Consider the following 18937-nt stretch of genomic DNA (forward strand, 5'->3'; position numbering starts at 1 on the left):
CGTCGTCGGCGCCGCTATCGCACTTGTGACTGTCTCTGTGTATCCGTGGTGGTTCCTCGTCGCCTACGCCGTCGTCCTCGGCGTCGGTATCGACTTCGACCACTTCCTCGTCGCCCGACTCAACACCGGCGAGTGGACCGCAGTACGACGGTGTCTCCGCGACCCGCGTATCGTCTTCGCCGACCAGAGCCAGATTTTCGACGAGGGCGACGTCGGCACCCTCCGACGACTCCTGAGCCACGTCGTCCTCGGTGGTCTCGCCGTGGGTGTGCTCCTCGCGTTCGACGTCTTCCTCGCGGTGTTCACCGCCGTCGTCCTCTACACCCACCTCCTGTCGGACCTCGTGTGGGACGTGCTCGCCGAAGCGGGCCGCGTCTGACGTCTTTCGCTCTCTTCGTCCGCTTCGCCCTCTCCGTTCTTTTCGTCCCGAACCGCTTTTATCACTGCCCGAGAGCGGAGAGGATATGGACCGCACGTTGCTGATTGCGCTGGTCGCGGGTGTGTTGCAGGGCGTCTTCGAGTGGCTCCCTATCTCCAGCGAAGGCAACATCGCAATCGTTCTGACTGCGCTCGGTTCGTCGCCCTCTGCGGCCGTCTCGTTCGCCCTCTTTCTCCACGCGGGGACGGCGCTCTCGGCGACGGTCTACTACCGCGACGAACTCCGCGACGTACTCGGACTGCTCCCGGCGTGGCGACCGGGGTCGGCGTTCGACGGCGAGACGGCGACGCTCTCGTTTCTCGCCGTCGCGACGACGGTCTCTATCGTCGTCGCACTCACCGCCTACAGCCTCCTCGACGACCTCGTCTCGGCACTCACCGGCGGCGCGTTCGTCGCACTCGTCGGCGGACTCCTCGTGCTCACCGGCCTACTCCAGCGGTTCGCCGGAACGCTGACGCTCGGTGACCGCTCGGAACCGGACGTCGTCGACGCTGTCCTCGTCGGCGCGCTGCAAGGGATGGCAGTGCTCCCCGGTGTCTCTCGCTCGGGGACGACCGCCAGCGCACTGCTCCTCCGCGGTCACGACGGGCCGGCGTCGTTTCGCCTCTCGTTTCTCCTCTCGATTCCCGCCGCACTCGGCGGTGGCGTCCTCGCCGTCGTCGACAGCGGTGGACTGCCGGGGCTCACGGTGGAGGCGGCACTCGTCGCACTGGTCGCCGCGGCGCTCGTCGGTTACGCGACGATTGGAGCACTGATGCGACTCGTCGAAAAAGTCCCCTTCTGGGGGGTCTGCGTCGGTCTCGGTGGACTCGCCGTCCTCGGCGGTCTCGGGCTGACGATACTGTAGTCGGTTCGTCGTCGGTTACAGCGTGTCCCGTCCGCTCGGGTCGCCCTCGTCGGTGTTGAACAGGTTCCCTTCCATCCCCTCTTCGAATCCGCTTCGGTCGTCGGGTGTCCCCGACCCTGCGTTGTACGCTTCGAGTCCGGCGGTCAGTAGTTCCTCGACTGCCTGCTCTTCGGTGACGAACTCTTCGTCGACCATTCGCTCGAACTGGAAGTGTACATCGTCTGAGAGAGAGACTTCGACTCTGGGCATACACAGAGGTTCGTCCGCTGGCCGTAAGAACGCTTGGGATTCGCGGCTTACTGCCGGGTAAGCGCGGTGAGTTACACCTCTGTTATCTGACTTTCATATAGGTGTATTCGATAGTAATAGTTGATGACGACGACACACGGCTTCCCTACCCACGCTCACAGTGCGCGACCGACCGAACTGGCAACCGAGGTGGCTCAGCGTGAGTAAATCGCAGTCTCGCGTCGAGCCAAGTACGGAGGAGTGGCCGGAGTTCGGTATCGACTACACGTTCAACCCGGACCTGGACGGCATCGTCGGCGACTTCGCACCCGACGAAGTCGTCCTGTTCGACCGGAAGAAAGGCATGAACGGAAGCCGGTGGCTCTCTGCCAAGCGAGACTCCTACGTCTCGCTCGACGAGGTTCGCTGATGCCGAACTCGTCGTCCGTCGACACGACTTCGTCGACGTCCTCCGGCGCGGCGAACACGTCAGAGCGGGCGTGGCGATTCAGCTACACGACGCCGCGAGGCGTGGGGACGAGGGTCCTCAGAGGGGGTGCTCGTTCGGTTCGAACCGTCGCGTTCTGGGCCGCCGTCGCGCTCCCGTGCTACGCCGTCTGGCTCCTCCTCGGCGGCCTCCTCCCGGCCGAGGTACCGCTGTTTGCGGCGACGGTACTCTTCGACTGCTGTGCGCTCATCGTCGGTCACAACCACCGGTCGCCGTCGGTCACGACTGGCGGCTTCGCTCACTGAGGCGCAGTCGTTCGGAAAAAGCGAGTCGAGTCGTAGCAGCCGGTCGTCGTCGCCAACCTCGCCGTGTGTCGTCTTTCTCTCCGTTACCAGAGCTGCAGTGCGGGTGTCTCGCACTCGTCGCACAGCACCGCGTCGTTGTCTTTGTACGTTCCTTCTACGAGTGTCCCGTTGGAACAGTGCTGACAGTCGCGGCTCCGGAGTTTCTCGACGAGCGCGTCACGACCGGTTACAAGTGCCTGACTCATGGCTGTACCAATGCGTCTAGACGACGGACACAAGTATCTGTTGGCGAGTGCAATAAGTCGGTCTCGTCAGTCAGTCTCCTTCGTCGATGGTGTCGAGTGGCGTCAAGAACGCGGGGAAAAGTCGACTGTGTCGGCGTCCGCGTTCGCTATCTTCGCGGCACCTTGCGAGGCGAACGTCGCGGCGACGAGCGACCGAGTCGCGCGTCGAAGTCGCTCGGAGACAGCTTGGTCGGAGATTCCGAGTTTCTCGCCTAACTCGTCGAGCGAGATTCCTCGTGGGATGTCGTAGTAGCCGCAGTCGAACGCCAAGATGAGCGTCTCGCGCTGTGCGTCGGTGAGGACGGACTCGTCTTCTCGCCCACCCACTTGGGACGTGTAGAGCGCTTGTAGGTCGAACCTCACGTCCAACGCGGTGCCTCGAGTGTAGAACTCCTCGAAGGCGGCCCGACTCGGAAAGCGCATACGCATCTCGTATCGACCGTCGTTGGCCGTCGCATCGAGGATGAGCCCTTCGACCTCGCCCGCGATGTGATACAGTTCGAGGTCGACGATGTCCGGCGCGTAGGTGATACGGTACAGTCGGCCGATCTCTGTCGTCTCCAAGCGGACCCAGTCGGTGATACTCGGATCGGACGGGAGTGCTGCTTCGAAGGCGTCCGCGCCCGTCCCCGTCGCCCAGAAGACGTTCCGAAGTGGGTCGTCGGGTGTGCTGTACAACTGCTCCAGTCGGACGGTGAGTTCCGGCGCGGCGCGGAGACTCTCGCGAAGCACCTCGGCGTCGAGCGTAAACTCAGCAATCATACGCTCATCAAGTAACCGACCGCCATGAATGCACCGACCGTTGACATCTCTCCTGGGTTGTCGAACGAGCGCTTACGATTCACTCGTCGAGTCTGTGGTAGAGGGGGCGAAGAATGGTGTCAGAGGCTTCGTCGACCCCGAGCCGGCTTCGCGTGAAAGCCCGCTACTAGAGAACAGTCTGTCGACGTGTATGTATTAGTAGCTTGGTCACTCATGGTCGACTACGCTTCGGGAGCAGTCTTCACAACTCTTCTAGACAGACGCCACGTTTCCACCGACGGCGAACGCGTGTGAGGTGGGTGGCCGCTGTCCGTCGCGACGACTGTGCGCTTCAACTCACGAACAGTCGCCGCTCGGCCCGTTCGTGCTGCATCGACATCACGTCGACCATCGGCGCGAACGACTGGAGGTCGTCCAACGGTCGTGACGCACACTCCTCGACCACGTCGACGATGACGGGTTTGACCTCGTGAAGTATCCGCTGTGTGTCGGTGTGGCCGATGCGCATCAACCGCTGGGCGGCCCCGAGCAAGCCGACGACGAACCCGTATCCCTGCGCGAGACAGGCGCTCTCTCGGGGAATCTCTGTTCGAGCAGCGACCGCCCCGAAGACGGCCGCGTAGTTCCCCGGCGTGTCACCGTCGTCGACGCGTTCGCGGTAGGTCTGCAAGAACTCGTCACTCTCCGTCTCCGCCATCAGCGAGAGCAACTGCCCGCCGGACTTCGTCGAACTCTCGCGGAACTCGGCGGTGAGCGTCACCGACTCCTGTCTTCTGTCTACCCTGACGACGCCGTCGAGGTCACCCTCGGCAGCGGCGTCGTACGCTCGGGCGAGAACCACCGTATCGCACGGGCCAATCTGCTGGGCGAGGTAATCTTCGAGGACCGTCTGGAGACTCTCGACGTCGTCGACGACGTCGGACTCGACGAACTGTTCTAACCCGTAGGAAGCGGTGTACGTTCCGACTGGAAGAAACGAATCTGCCAGTTGGAACGCCGTCACCGTCGCCAGCGGGTCACTGTTCACTGCTCCACCGCCGTCGTCACTCATCGTTTCCCTCCGTCGGGCGCGTGAGTGAATGTGTGTGACTGCCACCATCGTGGCTGTGGTTGTGGCCGTCGTGTGCGTGTGAATGCGTGTGGTCGCCGTGGCTGTGGTCGTGGTCGACACCCCCACCGCTCGTGTCGAACAGCGTCGGGTCGACCTGTTCGTGGTGGAGCGTCGCCCCATCGAGGAGATGTTCTCGAAGTTCGTCGGCGACTCGTGGGCCGTCTGCACCGACCCGGACGTACACGCGGCCCCCGTCGACGGCGAGGTCCCAGTGTTTGTTGCCGACGACGTGGCCGAACGCCACCGCCGCGGCGAGCGTCTCTGTATCCGTCGCACCGTCGGGTAACTCGACGACGACGGCCGTCTCCTGTTCGAACTCGACGACGAACAGACGGTCGCTGTCGTCGACGGCGAGCACGTCGCCGGGTCGAAGGCCGTCGGAACTGTTGACGACGACGCCGAGGTCCGTTCCGCTCTCTGTCGTCGTCCGGAACCGTGACCGCCGTCGCGTCGTCGCGTCGACGACGACGCGTTCGAGCGTCCCCGCCGCGTCGTGGTCGTGATACGCCTCGTGCAACGTGTCGTCCTCGTGGACGTTCCCCTCCACGCCGTTCGCGACGAGCATTGTCTTCTCTGTCATAGTTTCCGTGGCTCCGGTGCCGAGACGCCGAAACGCGCCTGTCTGGTCTCGTCCCACGCGGCGAACAGCGCCGACGTGACCGCGTCGGTTCGAGAGCCGAGTGCACGGACGACGACACCGTTCTCTCGGGGGAGCGTCGACGCCGACGCCGTCGCGTCGGTGTCGGCGACACGCTCGTGAATCCGGTCGCTCAGTTCCGCAGATTCGCCGTCTTCGAACCCGGTGCCGACGACGTAGAGACTGCCGAGCACCCGGTTCTCGCCGAACAGTCCGGGTCGGCGCATGTCGTCCTCGCCGGAGAGATGAACCACGTCCTCGAACAGTCGTCGTCCGGGCTCCTCGTTCTCTCCGCTCTCTTTGCTCTCTTTGCTCTCTCCAACCTCACTCCGCTCTCTCCCCACGACGCGCGAGTAGTACCGGTCGTACTCGAAGGCCTCGCCGCGGGCGAGTCGGCCCGGTACGACCGTCTCGCCGAAGACGACAGTGGCGTCGTCTCCCAGTTCCATCTGGACGCGCTGGAGTAGTCGCGAGTTCGGAAAGAGGATGACCGGTTCGGGGAGGAACTCCAGATAGCCGCCGTCGTCGACGGTCAGCGAGACGTCTGAGCGACCGTAGTTGCGCTCCATCCCGAGCACTTGCGTCGCGCTTTGGGTGGTGACGTGTGCCTGCGCACCCTCTCTCACCTCGATGTCCATCCGGTGGCGGTCGCCTTGTGCGATGCCGCCCGTCGGCGACTGGACGAACAGGCTGGCCAGTTGTGGCAGCTCTTGGTCGTGGCTCAGGTCGCCGGTGACGTGGAACGGCACCTTCGCGAAGTCGCGGACCAGTCGGGTCTGCCCCGTCGAATCCGCGGCGAACGTCGCCTCCAGTATCCCGTTCTTGCCGGCAGACCCGGCGGCGGCTTGCGGAACCGATTCGGTCGCATAGCCTTCGAACGGAGTCGGTCGATTCGGCCGAAATTCGCTCGCCATCTACGCGAAGAGCACCTGCTCGCGGATGTGTTCGACCACGGCGTCGATTCCTTCACCCGTCTTGCAGTCGGTGAAGACCACCGGGCCGTCGCGGACCTCGTGTGCGTCGCGGTCCATCACCTCCAAATCGGCGTCGACGTAGGGTGCGAGTTCGGTCTTGTTGATGACGAGCAGGTCGGCTTCGACGACACCCGGCCCGCGCTTGCGGGGGATGTCGTCGCCCTCGGCGACCGAGATGACGTAGATGAAGTAGTCGGCGAGTTCCGGGTTGAACGTCGCCGCGAGGTTGTCGCCGCCGGATTCGAGGACGACGAGGTCCAACTTGGGTTCGATGTCGACGAACTCGTTTATCTTCTCTAAGTTCATCGAGGGGTCCTCTCTGATTCCGGTGTGCGGACACGCACCCGTCTCGACACCTTGCACGAGTTCGTCGGGGATGTCGCCCGCGAAGGCGGCTTTCAGCGCCTGCGCGTCTTCTTGCGTCAAGATGTCGTTGGCGATGATGCCGACGTCGAGTTCGTCCTCTAAGAGGTGGGGGACGATCTCCTTGATGAGCGAGGTCTTGCCCGACCCGACGGGACCGCCGATGCCGACTTTCGCCACGTCGCGGTAGTTCATTCGTCGCCCTCCAGTCGGATGGGGTCGTGGACGGTGACGAGTTTGGTGCCGTCGGGGAACGTCGGTTCGACTTGAATCATGTCTATCATCTCGGGGACGCCTTCCATCACGTCGGCGCGGGTGAGTTGCTGGGTCGCGTCAGCGCGCAGTTCGGCTACGTCGCGGCCGTCGCGGGCACCTTCGCAGACCCAATCGGAGATGTACGCGACGGCTTCGGGGTGGTTCAACTTGACGCCGCGGTCCTTTCGGCGGCGAGCGAGTTCGGCGACCATGAATATCGTGAGTCGTTCTTCGTCTTTCGGTGTGAGTTTCATTGGCTGTATGTTCGTGCGTTAGAGTGTGTACCGTTGTGCGAGCGGAATCTCGTCGGCGGGTTCGCTGGTGACGATGTCGCCGTCGACTTTCACCTCGAACGTCTCGGGGTCGACGTCGATGTCGGGCAGATACTCGTTGTAGTGCATGCTCCCCTTGTCGAGGTTCCGCGTCCCTCTGACCGGGACGACGGTCTTGTCGAGACCGTACTCCTCGCCGACTTCGCGCTCGGCGGCGGCCTGACTGACGAACGCCAGCGACAGCGCGTGTTTGGCCTTGCCGATGGCACCCGCTCGTGGGCGTTGCTTGACCGGTTCACAGGTCATCAGCGAGCCGTTGGCCTCGCCCATCTCCGAGAGGACGGGAAAGCCGCCTTTCATCACGAGGTCGGGTTTGATGCCGAAGAACGCGGGGTCCCACAGACAGATGTCGGCGAGTTTCCCTCGCTCTAAGGAACCGACGTAGTCGTCGATACCCGCCGCGATGGCCGGGTTGATGGTGTACTTGGCGACGTAGCGCTTGATGCGGAAGTTGTCGTTTTCGTCGCCGTCTTCGGGCAACGGCCCGCGCTGTTTCTTCATCTTGTCCGCCGTCTGCCAGGTGCGTGCGACCACCTCGCCGATACGACCCATCGCCTGCGAGTCGGAGGTCATCATGCTAACTGCGCCCTCGTCGTGAAGCACGTCCTCGGCGCCGAGCGTCTCCGCGCGGATACGCGACTCGGCGAAGGCGACGTCCTCGGGAACGTCGGGGTTGAGGTGGTGACAGACCATCACCATGTCGAGGTGTTCGTCGAACGTGTTGACCGTGTAGGGCATCGACGGGTTCGTCGACGACGGCAGCATGTTGGGTTCGCCGACGAGTTCGAGGATGTCCGGGGCGTGACCGCCGCCTGCACCCTCGATGTGGAACATGTGAATCGTCCGGCCGTCGATGGCGGCGAAGGTGTCCTCGACGAATCCGGCCTCGTTGAGCGTGTCCGTGTGGAGACACACTTGCAGGTCCATGTCGTCGGCGAGTGCGAGACAGGTGTCGATAGTCGCGGGTGTCGCCCCCCAGTCTTCGTGGAGTTTGAGGCCGCACGCGCCCGCTTCGGCCTGTTCGCGCAGCGACGCGGGTTTACTGCTGTTGCCCTTCCCGTAGAAGCCGACGTTGACGGGCCACTCCTCTGCGGCTTGGAGGTAGCGCTTGATGTTGACCGGGCCCGTCGTCGCCGTCGTCGCGCCGCCGCCGTAGCCGCCACCCATCATCGTCGTGATGCCCGATGCCAGCGCGTGCTCGGCCAACTGGGCGCTGTTGAAGTGGACGTGGATGTCGAGTGCGCCCGCGGTGGCGATACGACCCTCCGCGGGGTAGACGTCGGTGCTCGCGCCGACGACGAGGTCCGGGTCGACACCTTCCATCGTGTTCGGGTTCCCGGCCTTGCCGATACCCGCTATCTCGCCGTCTTTGATGCCGATGTCGCCCTTGATGATGCCGTGGATCGGGTCGATGACCGTCGCGTTCGTCAGCACCCAGTCGAGTGCGCCCTCTTTGGACGTCGTGCCGGGTGCCATCCCGAGGCCGTCGCGGAGCGTCTTCCCGCCGCCGAAGACGGCCTCGTCGCCGTAGGTGGTGTAGTCCTCCTCGACTTCGGCGAACAGCGTGGTGTCGCCGAGTCGTACCTTACTGCCCGTCGTCGGGCCGTAGAGGTCCGTGTACCGTTTCTTGTCCAGGTCTTTCGCCATCGTCAGGCCCCCTTGAACCCGGCGTCGCGGGCGCGTTCCAGTGCGTCTTCGCGTACGCCCTTACTCGTCGCCCCGTTGACGAGGTTGTTCATCCCCGTGATACGCTGTTTGCCCGCGTAGGCGACGAGGTCTACTTCCCGTTCGTCGCCGGGTTCGAACCGGACGGCGGTGCCTGCAGGGATGTCGAGACGCATCCCAAATCCTTTCTCCCGGTCGAAGTCGAGCGCCTTGTTCACCTCGAAGAAGTGGAAGTGCGACCCGACCTGTACCGGTCGGTCGCCCGTGTTGGCGACGCTGACCGTCGCCGTCTTTCGCCCCTCGTTGATAGTGACCGTGCCGTCACCGGGGATAATCTCACCCGGGACGAGTGGGTCGTCGCTCATCGCAACGTCCTCGCGGGCCCGTCGCCCCTCGTCGCGTCTCCGGCGACGGAGACACCTCGCTTGCGTGTGCGCTTGGTAACCATGCCCGCCATCAGTCTCACGATGTGATAAGGATTGGGCGAGATAGCAATAATTGCCCGGTCGAACCTGTCGCTCGTCGTACGCTCTGGACACATACACAGAATAATTGGCGTATTCCCCTCGAAAAGTGCCGAATCGAAACCCGCCACGTCGCTGGTTACTCTCACCGACTGACCACTGACGCTCCGACGGCGTCACTCGGTTTCGCGCCAGCGACGGAGCAGCGCGTCCGCCTCCGAGAGCGACACCGGCAGGTCCTCGCCGTCGACACCGTCGAGGTCACCGAAGAGGCGGACCAGCGTCGGCGGGCGGAGTCCGGCGGCACGCAACCGTTCGCGGTCGGTCAGAATCTCTCTGGGCGTGCCGTCGGCGACGACTGTCCCACTCGGACCGAGGAGACAGACGCGGTCTGCGACCGCTGGCACGAGGTCCGGGTCGGGCGTGGCGACCACCGTCGTCACACCCTCACTCGCCAACTCGTCGAGTGCATCGAGGATGCGACGGCGGTTCTGCGCGTCGAGGTGGCTCACCGGTTCGTCGAGCAACAGGGCCTCGGGGTCCAGCGAGAGCGCGGCGGCGAACGCGGCACGGCGTTTCTCGCCACCGCTCAGACGGAACGGCGGCCGGTCGAGGAGCGATTCGAGGTCGAACCGCGCTGCCAACGTCGCCACTCGCTCGTCGACTTCGTTCGCGGGGAGACGAAGTTGTCGCGGGCCGTACGCCAAGTCCTCGCGGACGGTCGGGTTGAACAGGTAGTCGTCGGCGTCTTGCAGGAGGACGCTGAGTCGGTCTCGAACCACGTCGGCGTCGCGTTCGCCGAACCACCGGACCGTCCCCTCACTCGGGTCCAGTAGACCGCCGAGCAGTTGCAGAAGGGTGCTCTTCCCCGCGCCGTTCGCTCCGAGGAGGGCGACACGGGTGCCGGGTTCGATTCTGAGGTCGACGCCGTCGACGGCGACTGTGCCGTCCGGATGGCGGTAGGTCACGTCGCGGGCGTCGACGACGGGGTCGCTCACGCGACTACCACCATCCCGACGATGGCGAGAAGAGCCAACGTTGCGAAGGCGACGTTCGACCGCCGACGAGACACGGTGCGGTGCGCTCCGCCGACGTCGATTGCTCGCCGGCCACCGCCGCGGGCGGCGGCGGCCATCTGCACGCGTTCGCTCCGTTCGAGCGTCCGGACGAAGAACGTCCCGAGCAGCGTCCCCGACGCTCGCCACGACTCGCGGAGCGAGACGCGTCGGTCGTGAACCGTTCGCGCGCGACGGGCGACGACGAGTCGCTGCAGTTCGGCGAAGAAGACGAGGAGATACCGGTAGGTGACGGCAACGATACCGACCAGCAGCGTCGGCACTCGAAGGCGACGGAGTGCGGCCAGCAGGTCCGAAAAGCGGGTCGTCAGGAGGACGAGCGAGAGCAGTGCGACGCACGCGGCGACGCGGGCGACGAAGGTAGCGACGTAGGCGGCACCCGCTTCGGTCGGCGAGAGCGGTCCCAGTGTCAGCACCGGGGTTCCGGGCGTGAGGACGAGTCGGGGGGCGACGACGACGAACGCCAGCACTGGCGGAAGCCACACGCGAGCGACGAGTACGCGCAGCGGAATCGACGAGAGGCGCGCCAGTCCGAACGCGGCGACGAGAAGCGCGAGCAGCGTCAGTAGGTCACGGGTCGCGACGGCAGTCACGACGACGGCGGTGACGCCGACGAGTTTCAGCGTCGGGTCGACTCGCTGGAGAAAGCCATCGCGAGCGGGGTACGACTCGCCGAGGAGGAGGAGACGGGCGTGTGCACCGAGTTCGGCAGTCGTTCGGTCGAGCACGCGGCCTCGCGTCATCCGTCGAGGAGACGGCCGAGTCCGAGCGTCACGCCGAGCGTGAGGGCGGTTCCGACCAGTCCGGCGACGAACGTCCCGAGGTGGGGATGGACGCCGGGGACGCCGTAGTCGGGGAGGAGTCCGGCGTTGAGCGTCGTCGCGTGTTCCGCTGCACCGGTCGCTTCGGCGGCGTTTTCGAGGGGTTCCGCGTAGCCGACTGCGCCGGCGGCCCATCCGAAGGCGGGGGCGAGCACGACGAGGACGAAGACGAAGACCAGCGCGCGCCGGACCCACGGTTTGGCGAGGAGTCCGTCGGCGTGTTCGCTCATGCGGCCGCCTCCGGTTCGGTCGTGGTCGCGAGGACGTCGGGGCGTGCCTGCACGATGTAACGGTAGACGACGAGCGTGATGGCACCCTCCACGAGGCCCAAGAGGAGGTGGCCGACACCCATGATGGTCACCGTCGTTCCGAGTTGGTACGCGAACGTCGAGGAGAGACCGAGTTCGACGGCGGCGGCGAGCGCACCGAGCGTGATACCCAGCCATCCAGCCGCGAAGACGGCGACCGACTCGTCGACGCCACGAAGTGCGCGGTAGATGGCGTATCCGGCGTACACCTCGACGACGGCCATGTTGAGCACGTTCGCACCGATGGCCGTGAGGCCGCCGTCACCGAAGACGAGACTCTGGATGATGACGACCGAGGCCACAGAGAGCGCGCCGAGATGTGGACCGAGGACGATGGCCGCGAACGCGCCGCCGACGAAGTGTGCGCTCGTCCCGCCCGGTATCGGCCAGTTGAGCATCTGTGCAGCGAATATCCCTGCGGAGACGACGCCCAGCAGTGGGACACGAACGTCGTCGAGCGTCGACTCCGCTCGGCGAGCGGCCAGCGCGAGGACAGCACCCGCGAGGACGAAACAGCCTGCGGCGATGGGTACGTCGAGAAACCCGTCCGGAATGTGCATACAGTCGCGTCTGTGGCAATCGAAGTAATACTTTGCCCATATACAATATTACCAAACGAAGGTTGATGCGTGGACCTCTCGAAGGCGACAGTATGACCGACGACTTCGACCGTATCAGCCTCACCCTCCCGAGTGAGATGGTCGGCCGCCTGGACGCTATCGTCGACGACTGGGAATACGACAGTCGTTCGAAGGCGATTCGCGACGCGCTCAGAGATTTCTTCGTCACGTACGAGTGGGAGAACGAGGCAGGTGGGAGACATTACGGCACCATCGTCGTCACTCACGACCACCACGCCGACGGTATCGCCGACCGCCTCCAGCAGGTCCAACACGAGTTTGCGGACGCAATCATCTCCGTCCAGCATATCCACCTCTCACACGACCGCTGCATGGAGACGTTGGCCGTCGACGGCGAGACGGCCGTCATCACCGAACTGTCGAATCGACTCCGGTCGATGCGGGGCGTTCGGCAGGTGAAAGTCGTCGTCGTCGACGAGTGACCGACGACCGTCGAGTCCGGTAGTCCGTCGACGGACCGGTGTGCTGTCTGCTGCGCTGTCAGTCACTCTGCTTTCTTCTCTCGAACGACCAACACGGGAACGTCCGCGGTTCGGAGGACGCGCTCGGCGACACTTCCCAAGAGAAGTCTGTCGAGTCCACGACGCCCGTGTGTCCCGACGACGACGAGGTCGGCACCGTGGTCGTGTGCGTAGTCGACGATGGCACGGTGTGGCGTTCCGCGAACGACTGTTCCCTCGACGCTGGTGACACCGGCGTCGTGGGCACGGGCCGTGATGGTGTCGACTGCCTTCTGGCCGCGTCCTTCGAGGTCTTTCAACATCTGTTCGGAGATGGTCTCCGAGAAGGAGACGTCCATCTCGATGACCGAGAGAGCGTGCAGGGCGGCGTCGTACTTGTGGGCGAGGTCGATAGCGTGGGCCGCGGCGGCGTCGGAGTATTCGCTCCCGTCGGTGGCGATTAGAATCGTACGGTACATACCACTCGTACGCGGGCGAGCGACGTAAACTGTCGACCTCGTCGTCGGCACAGTACGCTGGTGTCTACGGCGTCTCGGCGACACGTTCGGCGAGAGCGCTCACGGTCGAGAGTAACGACTGGGTCCGTTCGGCGACGCTCTCCGCGGTCGGTTCGTCAGTTTCGACGGACCGACCGTGAGACACACGAGGGAAGTGTGGGAAGGGATGGATGGGGGTACGTGCGCCCACGGTCGAAACCGATCCGCATGGCAGTTGGACTGTGAACAAGCGCGTGCGGCCGAAGACAGAACGTTGCCTTCTGCCCGCTGCTCACACGCAACCCTACACAGCCATCGGAGATAGCGGTTCTATCTACGTGGATTGACCCAGTCGAATCGCGAGGCTATCAATCTAGAGTCGGCCGGAGTCGTGTCTGTCCGTGAGAAGACGCCGCTGTCTCTGTGATGCACCGAGAGAAACGGAATCGGGGGTGGGGTGGTTACTGTTCGACGACCGTCGTGACGTCGGATTTGAGCCACGCTCGGGGATTGTCCGGGTCGGAGATGAGACTGATTGTTTTCGTTCCCAGGGTGAACTCGGTGTACTCTACGGCGGTCGACGGCTTCGACTGTTGGTTGTCGTTCATGGTTCGTTGCAGGTTCGTAGAACGTGGACGAGCGGTACCATACTAGCCACGAGATTGGTCGGCAGCGTCGACGAGACGGTCGACACCGTCGACGACGGAGCACTCCTGTCGGTGGCGAACGATGAGAATCGTCGAGTGAGGGAGAACCCCGCTCGCTGCCCACAGATGTGGCGCAGTGGCCCGTGTAAACCGACGCAACTCTCTCGTCGCGTTCGGTTCACATCCTCTCGCGTCTCGTTCACGTAGCTTCGTAGCAGTGGATGCCGCAAAGCCATAGCCTCTTCATAGAACGAATGGCGTCTCGAGGTGGGGCTATCTATCTAGAGGCGAGGTGGCTCGCTCTTCGTAGAGCAGTTCGAAGAGTTTCCGCTGTCCGGTGCGGAGGTGGTGGTTGAACGTCGGTTGCGTGATTCCCAGCGAGGCACCGATCTCTTCACCCGTGCTCGCTCGCGGTGACTCGAAGAACCCACCGAGGTAGGCGGCCCGCATCACCTCGGCTTGCCGGTCGGTGAGTCGCTCTCGGAGTTTGGCTGCGAACGTCTGGTCGGCGTCGGTGTCGTCCGTCTGGGCGCGGTCACGCCGTGCGACGAGTTCGGCACCGGGATACTTCGTCTGCAACATCTCGACGAACGCACGGACGTCGGTGTCGTAGGCGACGTGAACGATGGCCGTGAGTTCGTCCCCCCCCGCGACGATGGACTTCGGGACGGCACCGTATCTGGAGAACGTCCCTGCCAGCGTCGGGTCGGTCGAGACGACTTCGACGAGTGCGTCGGTCTCTCGGTCGGCGACGAGTCGAACCGACTGGACGGAGACCAACTCCTCGAACGCCGCGAGGACGACGTCTACGTCGGCGTCGCTGACGGTGACGAACAGGACCGTAGTGTCCGTCTCGGGGACGACACCCTCCAGTTCGAGTCGACACGAGAGCTGTCGAGCGACACGGGCGAGGAGGTCGTCGGACTCTGACAGTCGCAAGTCGAGTTCGAGCGTTCCGTTCGTCAGCACGCCGCGTTTGGTCTCGACGGCGTTGATGGCGTAGCCGATGGTCTCACCGAGTTCGCCGAAGACGGCCGTCGTGGTCTCGTCGAAGCCGTCGAGTTTCTGTGCGTAGACGGTGACCACCCCGTAGAGGAACTCTTCGTACACGATTGGAACCGCGAGCACCGACTGATAGTCGCGCGAGAGCGCTTCTTTCCGCCACGGGGCGGTTCGGAGGTCGTCGGCGACGTTGTCGACGACGACGACCTCCCGAGTCTGTGCCGCCACGCACGCCGGTTCGACTGCGGTCTCGTCCGTGAGCGACAGCGAGACGCTGTCGAGGTAGCTGTGGTCGCTTCCGCCCCACGCTCGCGGAACGAGTTCTTCGCGGGTGATATCGGGGTCGCCGACCCACGCGAACCCGTAGCGGTCGACCGTCGTCAACTGCTCACAGACCGCCCGTTCGATACCTTCGCGAGTGCTTGCACGGACGAGTCGTTGGACCAGTTCACGGATGGTTCCGTTGAGTTCGTTGAGTTGGCCGAGTTGCTCGTTTTGCTGTTGCAGTACTCGGTCACGGTCACGGAGTTCCTCCTCTCGGTCGACACGGTCGAGTGCCACCTCCGCGTTCGTCGCGAAGAGACTGACGAGTTCGACGGTCTGGTCGCTGAAGGCGGCGCACTCCGGCGAAATAGCCACCAAAACGCCGTGGCTTCCCAGTGGAATGTACAACCCGCTTCGGACCTTCGTTCCCGGGTTGTCGACGTATTCGGAGTCGCGAACGTCCGCGAACACTTGAGTCTCACCTTCGGCGAACACCTGCCACGTGATACTGGAACCGGGTCGGTACGAGGGTGGGACGCCGACGAACGGCGGGACGTCAGGAGAGAACGAGACCGGACGCAGTTGGTTCGCCGTCTCGTCGAGGAGAAACACGACCACGCCGGAGAGATTGAGGACCTCCGTCGCTCCTTCGACGATACAGTCGGCGACGTCCTGTCTCGTCTCTGCGTCCAACAGGTCACGCGTCGACGTGTGGAGCGTCGTGAGCATCTCTTGGTAGTGCTGCCGCTCTGTGACGTCGACAGAGACACCGAGGACCCACTTGACAGTCTCGTCGTCGTCGAATACGGGTCGGAAGGTCGACTCGAAGGTGCGCCCGTTAGCGTCGGCAGTCGAAACGAACGACTCACCGTCGAGTGCCTGGTGGACGTTGTGGAGCACGTCGGGGTTGTCACTGTAGAGGTCGAAGACAGACATGCCGACGAGTTCGCCGGGTTCCACTCCGAGTGCTTCCAGCCCTTCCCCTTCTGAGAGGAGGACTGTCCCTTCGTCGTCTAGCGCGAACAGGACGACCGGCGCGTTGTTTAACAGTGTCCGTAACTGGTCGTCGCTCTCGAAGAGGTCGGCGTACGGCTGGTAGTGTGTCTTGTCCATCAGTTTCCCTAACCTATGCCCCTTGTCACCACCCTTGGTAGGGCAAGACTATGAATCGAACGTCGCTACGTTGACAACTACGTCGATGTGCGTCGTTCCGCTCTGTTCTCGGTTCCCACGCTACGGCGACCGGACACCAATGAAAAAGGCTACAACCCTCACCGGGTGACCCCCAGACGACTGCTGTCGGAGTGGACCCTCAGATGTTCGAAGATACGAACGACTGGCGCTCGGTAGTCACCGAAGCGCAGGCGCTGAACAGACGCCGCCTGAAGTACGTCGGTATCGCGACCTACTTCGGCGTCTACGCGCTCATCGCACTGGGACTTCGCCGTAGTCTCAACACTCTCCTCCAGTCGCTTCCACCGGCCATCCGTCCCGGACCGCTCGTCCCGCTCGATGCGCTACTCGGACTTCCGACCAGTGTCGCCTGGGGGTTGACTAGCCTCTGTGCTGCCATCCTCGCCGTCGGCACCGTCGCCGGTTACTCGGTCGCCCAGTCGTTGTCGACTCCCGACGAGGGCTCCACCACTACCGACGCCGGAACCGAGGTCGATGCCGACACCGACACCGAGACCGATTGACGACTTCTCGCTCCTCTCGATATTCACCCTCACCGTCCGCACCGCGTCTCACACTCCCGAGTCGTCGCTCACACACGCTCCCCCACGCCGATACTCTTGATTCTCTCGTTCGTATCGATTGTCTCGATAGTAGCGTGTCAATGTTCAATATCCAACTGCACCTTGTCGAAAGTACACGTGCCCCACGCGGGTCGTCGCCGCCGCCCTTCCCCGCTGCGGCGACCGGCCCGTCGTGTGCCGTTGTCCACTGCACGCCGCCCTCCCAGGGCACGTGTACCCGTCCACCCTCCCGCTGACGCCCGCCCCTCCATCGCTCGGACGCACTCTGCCATCTGCGTCCCGCCATCGCTGCACCGACGTGTGTCGGTTTGCGGCGAGTCGCTCCGAACGATTCAAGACGCCTTTTCGTGTCACTCGATGTATGGCTGACTCACGCGGACTCCGGTCGATGCGCCGCGTCCACATCGCCCCGCTCGGCTACGAACGCGACCGTATCTTCGTGCCCGCGACACGGTACAACGCCGACTCTCTCTACCTCCTCGGTCCGACGACGCCGTCGTCGTCGACGCCGACCTACCACGCCGACCTGCTCGCGGACCTCGACGACGCCGGTATCGCCGTCGAACGTGTCGACGTCGACCTCAACGACATCTACGACGTCCTCGGCCAGACGACGACGCTCGCCGCACGCCACGGTGGCGACGAAGTTCTCGTGAACGTGTCGAGCGGACCGACGCTCGCTGGTGTCGGTGCGGCAATCGCCTGTATGAGTACCCACGCGACGGCCTACAGCGTCGAACCCGAGTCTTACGCCCACGACGTACAGAACGAACCGCTCACCGAGGGCGTCGCCTCGGTCAGCGAACTCCCGAACTACCCCATCGAGTCGCCGACGCGCGACCAGATTGCCGTGATGGACTACATCCACTCGCGCTCCGAACGCGGCTACACCGTCCGCAAGCGTGACCTCATCGAGTTCGCCGAGGAGTCGGACCTCTCGTTCATGACCGACCCGCCGACCGAGAGCAGGCAGTCGAAGTACCGCCGACTGAGCAGCGCCGTCATCGACCCGTTGACGGAGAAGCAGTACCTCCACGTTCGGACGGCCGGCCGCCGAAAGCTGGTGACGCTCACGGACACCGGCCGGAGCGTCTACGTCGCCTTCGCGCACAAACTTCAGTTCGAGTAGTCTCTCGTCTTCTCGTCTTCTCGTATGCGAATAGTCACTCGTCGCCGTCGTCGACTTCGACGGCGAGAATCCCGGTCCCACAGAAGGGACAGTAGTAGATGGGAATCGCACTGTCGAACTCGCCCTCGTCGGTGCGTTCGTAGGCGACGACACAGACGAGCGGAACGGACTCGTCCGTTTCGACGTCGACGCCCGCCTCGAAACTGAACGTGTCGCGCTCCCACGCGGTCAGACACTCTTCACAACACGGTACCGTCTCCACCGCTTCGTACTCCTCGCCCTCGACTCGGTACTTGACTTTCACGTGACGCTCACACGTGTCGGGTCGTCCGCAGACGGTATGAATGGTCACCTCTCGGGAACCGAACCACTGATGAGGCGAGTCGTGCGACAGTGGATAACTGTGACAGACGGGGAGGATGTACCGATATCGCCGACTCAGACGACGTTCGATCACGTCTCGACGCACACCGACCTCGTCGCGTGGTCTCGGCGCTACGCTCGACAGGTCGTCGACCGTGACGACGTCGCCGTCGACCTCTCACTCGTCGACTGGGAGGTGTCGACGCGTGCGAAACGGCGAGCGGCGGCGGTCAAACGCCCTCGGATTCCCGAGGCGGCTGTAGGGACACCGCTGTCGTGGTCCGACCTCGACGCGACGAGGGGCGCGTCTGTCCGCCGTTGTACTGTCTCGTTGACGTGGGCCGCCGCGGAGGCGTTCGACGTCGACGAGTGGCGGGCGACACTCCGCCACGAATTGATTCACGTCGAGCAGTTCCAGCGGTTCGGGACGACGAACCACGGTCCGGAGTTCGAGCGCCGCGCCGACGCACTCGACACGCCCGTTCGATGCCGTCGCTTCGCGACACCGAAGTTCGTCCTCTCGTGTACCGCGTGTGAAGCGACCGTCGCCCGTCGCTACCGCGAGTGTTCACTCGTTCGCGAGTACGAAGACTATCAGTCGTCCTGTTGCGAGGCGGCGCTTCGCTGCCGACGGCTCAAGAACCAGTAGGAAACGACGGTGACGAGGACACCAGTGACGACACCGGCCGGGATACCGACGAGCAGCGAGGGCCAAACGTAGGGGTCGAGCAACGCTGTGACGCCGAAGCCGACGACGAACAGCGTGACGAGTCCGAGGAGGGCGGCGACGGCGGGTGCTCGGGTCGTCGAAGTCATGTCTGACGAGAGGTATCCGAGGAGCATAAACTGTTTTCCTCGACTACTTCTGGTTCTCGGTC

The 18937-nt window shown here is 64.0% G+C and carries 27 protein-coding genes; 8 read left to right on the forward strand and 19 right to left on the reverse strand.

Features of this window, described 5'->3' with window-relative positions:
- The first annotated feature begins 25 nt into the window (after positions 1-25).
- Both BM083_RS01330 and BM083_RS01335 read left to right on the forward strand, forming a co-directional pair.
- The gene (locus tag BM083_RS01330) at positions 26-379 is read left to right on the forward strand and encodes a hypothetical protein (RefSeq protein WP_218148915.1); all 354 of its coding nucleotides are present in this window, start codon (positions 26-28) and stop codon (positions 377-379) included.
- An 85-nt stretch (positions 380-464) separates the two neighbouring features.
- The gene (locus tag BM083_RS01335) at positions 465-1286 is read left to right on the forward strand and encodes an undecaprenyl-diphosphate phosphatase (RefSeq protein ID WP_089864732.1); all 822 of its coding nucleotides are present in this window, start codon (positions 465-467) and stop codon (positions 1284-1286) included.
- Between the two features lie 15 nt (positions 1287-1301).
- On the opposite strand, the gene BM083_RS01340 is transcribed toward BM083_RS01335, so the two are convergent.
- Positions 1302-1535: a DUF7120 family protein gene (locus BM083_RS01340; RefSeq protein ID WP_009376966.1), complete on the reverse strand. Its 234-nt coding sequence runs from the start codon at positions 1533-1535 to the stop codon at positions 1302-1304.
- Positions 1536-1734: 199 nt separating this feature from the next.
- On the opposite strand from BM083_RS01340, the gene BM083_RS23710 reads away from it, so the two are divergent.
- Complete coding sequence (locus BM083_RS23710) at positions 1735-1944, forward strand: hypothetical protein (protein WP_089868276.1); 210 nt, start codon at positions 1735-1737, stop codon at positions 1942-1944.
- Positions 1944-2267, forward strand: a complete 324-nt coding sequence (locus BM083_RS01350; protein WP_089864735.1) for a DUF8028 family protein — start codon at positions 1944-1946, stop codon at positions 2265-2267. Before BM083_RS23710 ends, BM083_RS01350 begins: the two co-directional genes overlap by 1 nt.
- A gap of 83 nt (positions 2268-2350) precedes the next feature.
- On the opposite strand, the gene BM083_RS23060 is transcribed toward BM083_RS01350, so the two are convergent.
- From BM083_RS23060 to BM083_RS01410, 13 genes are all read right to left on the reverse strand, one after another.
- Positions 2351-2512, reverse strand: a complete 162-nt coding sequence (locus BM083_RS23060) for an HVO_A0556 family zinc finger protein (RefSeq protein WP_177197505.1) — start codon at positions 2510-2512, stop codon at positions 2351-2353.
- A 102-nt stretch (positions 2513-2614) separates the two neighbouring features.
- A complete protein-coding gene (locus tag BM083_RS01355; RefSeq protein WP_089864738.1) occupies positions 2615-3313 on the reverse strand; it encodes a helix-turn-helix domain-containing protein in 699 nt (232 codons plus the stop codon).
- 331 nt (positions 3314-3644) lie between these two features.
- Positions 3645-4364 carry an urease accessory protein UreF gene (locus BM083_RS01360; protein ID WP_089864742.1) on the reverse strand — a complete coding sequence of 240 codons (720 nt, stop codon included), beginning with the start codon at positions 4362-4364 and terminating at the stop codon, positions 3645-3647.
- Positions 4357-5004, reverse strand: a complete 648-nt coding sequence (locus BM083_RS01365; RefSeq protein ID WP_218148916.1) for an urease accessory protein UreE — start codon at positions 5002-5004, stop codon at positions 4357-4359. Before BM083_RS01365 ends, BM083_RS01360 begins: the two co-directional genes overlap by 8 nt.
- Complete coding sequence (locus BM083_RS01370) at positions 5001-5975, reverse strand: urease accessory protein UreD (RefSeq protein ID WP_089864745.1); 975 nt, start codon at positions 5973-5975, stop codon at positions 5001-5003. Before BM083_RS01370 ends, BM083_RS01365 begins: the two co-directional genes overlap by 4 nt.
- The gene (gene ureG / locus BM083_RS01375) at positions 5976-6593 is read right to left on the reverse strand and encodes an urease accessory protein UreG (protein WP_089864748.1); all 618 of its coding nucleotides are present in this window, start codon (positions 6591-6593) and stop codon (positions 5976-5978) included.
- Entirely contained in the window at positions 6590-6907 is a 318-nt protein-coding gene (locus tag BM083_RS01380; protein WP_009376956.1) for an urease subunit gamma, read from the reverse strand. The genes ureG and BM083_RS01380 overlap by 4 nt, the downstream gene beginning before the upstream one ends.
- 18 nt (positions 6908-6925) lie before the next feature.
- Positions 6926-8632, reverse strand: a complete 1707-nt coding sequence (gene ureC, locus BM083_RS01385) for an urease subunit alpha (protein WP_089864751.1) — start codon at positions 8630-8632, stop codon at positions 6926-6928.
- 2 nt (positions 8633-8634) lie between these two features.
- On the reverse strand, positions 8635-9015 hold the full coding sequence (locus BM083_RS01390; RefSeq protein ID WP_089864754.1) for an urease subunit beta: 381 nt from the start codon (positions 9013-9015) through the stop codon (positions 8635-8637).
- A gap of 275 nt (positions 9016-9290) precedes the next feature.
- Positions 9291-10112, reverse strand: a complete 822-nt coding sequence (locus tag BM083_RS01395) for an energy-coupling factor ABC transporter ATP-binding protein (RefSeq protein ID WP_089864756.1) — start codon at positions 10110-10112, stop codon at positions 9291-9293.
- The gene (gene cbiQ / locus BM083_RS01400) at positions 10109-10933 is read right to left on the reverse strand and encodes a cobalt ECF transporter T component CbiQ (RefSeq protein ID WP_089864759.1); all 825 of its coding nucleotides are present in this window, start codon (positions 10931-10933) and stop codon (positions 10109-10111) included. Before cbiQ ends, BM083_RS01395 begins: the two co-directional genes overlap by 4 nt.
- Positions 10930-11241, reverse strand: a complete 312-nt coding sequence (locus tag BM083_RS01405; protein ID WP_089864762.1) for a PDGLE domain-containing protein — start codon at positions 11239-11241, stop codon at positions 10930-10932. The genes cbiQ and BM083_RS01405 overlap by 4 nt, the downstream gene beginning before the upstream one ends.
- Positions 11238-11879 (reverse strand): energy-coupling factor ABC transporter permease, encoded by a 642-nt coding sequence (locus BM083_RS01410; RefSeq protein WP_089864765.1) that lies wholly within the window; start codon positions 11877-11879, stop codon positions 11238-11240. The genes BM083_RS01405 and BM083_RS01410 overlap by 4 nt, the downstream gene beginning before the upstream one ends.
- A 92-nt stretch (positions 11880-11971) precedes the next feature.
- Here BM083_RS01410 and nikR point away from each other — a divergent pair, with 92 nt between their 5' ends.
- Positions 11972-12382 carry a nickel-responsive transcriptional regulator NikR gene (nikR, locus tag BM083_RS01415; RefSeq protein WP_009376949.1) on the forward strand — a complete coding sequence of 137 codons (411 nt, stop codon included), beginning with the start codon at positions 11972-11974 and terminating at the stop codon, positions 12380-12382.
- 62 nt (positions 12383-12444) lie between these two features.
- On the opposite strand, the gene BM083_RS01420 is transcribed toward nikR, so the two are convergent.
- The 3 genes from BM083_RS01420 to BM083_RS01430 all read right to left on the reverse strand — a co-directional run bounded on the left by BM083_RS01420 (position 12445) and on the right by BM083_RS01430 (position 15923).
- Positions 12445-12879, reverse strand: coding sequence for a universal stress protein (locus BM083_RS01420; RefSeq protein WP_089864768.1), 435 nt, complete (start codon positions 12877-12879; stop codon positions 12445-12447).
- Between the two features lie 479 nt (positions 12880-13358).
- The gene (locus BM083_RS23065; RefSeq protein ID WP_009376947.1) at positions 13359-13505 is read right to left on the reverse strand and encodes a hypothetical protein; all 147 of its coding nucleotides are present in this window, start codon (positions 13503-13505) and stop codon (positions 13359-13361) included.
- A 312-nt stretch (positions 13506-13817) separates the two neighbouring features.
- On the reverse strand, positions 13818-15923 hold the full coding sequence (locus tag BM083_RS01430; RefSeq protein WP_089864775.1) for a bacterio-opsin activator domain-containing protein: 2106 nt from the start codon (positions 15921-15923) through the stop codon (positions 13818-13820).
- Positions 15924-16126: 203 nt separating this feature from the next.
- Here BM083_RS01430 and BM083_RS01435 point away from each other — a divergent pair, with 203 nt between their 5' ends.
- Together BM083_RS01435 and BM083_RS01440 are read left to right on the forward strand one after the other, a co-directional pair.
- Positions 16127-16507, forward strand: coding sequence for a hypothetical protein (locus BM083_RS01435; RefSeq protein ID WP_089864777.1), 381 nt, complete (start codon positions 16127-16129; stop codon positions 16505-16507).
- A 421-nt stretch (positions 16508-16928) separates the two neighbouring features.
- Positions 16929-17696 (forward strand): HFX_2341 family transcriptional regulator domain-containing protein, encoded by a 768-nt coding sequence (locus tag BM083_RS01440; RefSeq protein WP_089864780.1) that lies wholly within the window; start codon positions 16929-16931, stop codon positions 17694-17696.
- 34 nt (positions 17697-17730) lie between these two features.
- Here the strand turns inward: BM083_RS01440 and BM083_RS01445 are convergent, their stop codons facing one another.
- A complete protein-coding gene (locus BM083_RS01445) occupies positions 17731-18000 on the reverse strand; it encodes a hypothetical protein (protein WP_089864783.1) in 270 nt (89 codons plus the stop codon).
- On the opposite strand from BM083_RS01445, the gene BM083_RS01450 reads away from it, so the two are divergent.
- On the forward strand, positions 18001-18708 hold the full coding sequence (locus BM083_RS01450; protein ID WP_245756814.1) for a SprT-like domain-containing protein: 708 nt from the start codon (positions 18001-18003) through the stop codon (positions 18706-18708).
- Here the strand turns inward: BM083_RS01450 and BM083_RS01455 are convergent.
- Positions 18654-18875, reverse strand: coding sequence for a DUF8147 domain-containing protein (locus BM083_RS01455; RefSeq protein ID WP_143085648.1), 222 nt, complete (start codon positions 18873-18875; stop codon positions 18654-18656). The genes BM083_RS01450 and BM083_RS01455 overlap by 55 nt on opposite strands.
- Positions 18876-18937: the final 62 nt, after the last annotated feature.

It is taken from the genome of Halogranum rubrum (assembly GCF_900114455.1).
Lineage (GTDB): Archaea > Halobacteriota > Halobacteria > Halobacteriales > Haloferacaceae > Halogranum > Halogranum rubrum.

Coding starts and splice junctions, on each gene's coding strand:
- BM083_RS01335 (WP_089864732.1), top strand. CDS start 465: ATGGACCGCACGTTGCTGATTGCGCTGGTCGCGGGTGTGTTGCAGGGC.
- BM083_RS01340 (WP_009376966.1), bottom strand. CDS start 1,535: ATGCCCAGAGTCGAAGTCTCTCTCTCAGACGATGTACACTTCCAGTTC.
- BM083_RS01350 (WP_089864735.1), top strand. CDS start 1,944: ATGCCGAACTCGTCGTCCGTCGACACGACTTCGTCGACGTCCTCCGGC.
- BM083_RS23060 (WP_177197505.1), bottom strand. CDS start 2,512: ATGAGTCAGGCACTTGTAACCGGTCGTGACGCGCTCGTCGAGAAACTC.
- BM083_RS01355 (WP_089864738.1), bottom strand. CDS start 3,313: ATGATTGCTGAGTTTACGCTCGACGCCGAGGTGCTTCGCGAGAGTCTC.
- BM083_RS01360 (WP_089864742.1), bottom strand. CDS start 4,364: ATGAGTGACGACGGCGGTGGAGCAGTGAACAGTGACCCGCTGGCGACG.
- BM083_RS01365 (WP_218148916.1), bottom strand. CDS start 5,004: ATGACAGAGAAGACAATGCTCGTCGCGAACGGCGTGGAGGGGAACGTC.
- BM083_RS01370 (WP_089864745.1), bottom strand. CDS start 5,975: ATGGCGAGCGAATTTCGGCCGAATCGACCGACTCCGTTCGAAGGCTAT.
- ureG (WP_089864748.1), bottom strand. CDS start 6,593: ATGAACTACCGCGACGTGGCGAAAGTCGGCATCGGCGGTCCCGTCGGG.
- BM083_RS01380 (WP_009376956.1), bottom strand. CDS start 6,907: ATGAAACTCACACCGAAAGACGAAGAACGACTCACGATATTCATGGTC.
- ureC (WP_089864751.1), bottom strand. CDS start 8,632: ATGGCGAAAGACCTGGACAAGAAACGGTACACGGACCTCTACGGCCCG.
- BM083_RS01390 (WP_089864754.1), bottom strand. CDS start 9,015: ATGAGCGACGACCCACTCGTCCCGGGTGAGATTATCCCCGGTGACGGC.
- cbiQ (WP_089864759.1), bottom strand. CDS start 10,933: ATGACGCGAGGCCGCGTGCTCGACCGAACGACTGCCGAACTCGGTGCA.
- BM083_RS01405 (WP_089864762.1), bottom strand. CDS start 11,241: ATGAGCGAACACGCCGACGGACTCCTCGCCAAACCGTGGGTCCGGCGC.
- BM083_RS01410 (WP_089864765.1), bottom strand. CDS start 11,879: ATGCACATTCCGGACGGGTTTCTCGACGTACCCATCGCCGCAGGCTGT.
- nikR (WP_009376949.1), top strand. CDS start 11,972: ATGACCGACGACTTCGACCGTATCAGCCTCACCCTCCCGAGTGAGATG.
- BM083_RS01420 (WP_089864768.1), bottom strand. CDS start 12,879: ATGTACCGTACGATTCTAATCGCCACCGACGGGAGCGAATACTCCGAC.
- BM083_RS23065 (WP_009376947.1), bottom strand. CDS start 13,505: ATGAACGACAACCAACAGTCGAAGCCGTCGACCGCCGTAGAGTACACC.
- BM083_RS01430 (WP_089864775.1), bottom strand. CDS start 15,923: ATGGACAAGACACACTACCAGCCGTACGCCGACCTCTTCGAGAGCGAC.
- BM083_RS01435 (WP_089864777.1), top strand. CDS start 16,127: ATGTTCGAAGATACGAACGACTGGCGCTCGGTAGTCACCGAAGCGCAG.
- BM083_RS01440 (WP_089864780.1), top strand. CDS start 16,929: ATGGCTGACTCACGCGGACTCCGGTCGATGCGCCGCGTCCACATCGCC.
- BM083_RS01455 (WP_143085648.1), bottom strand. CDS start 18,875: ATGACTTCGACGACCCGAGCACCCGCCGTCGCCGCCCTCCTCGGACTC.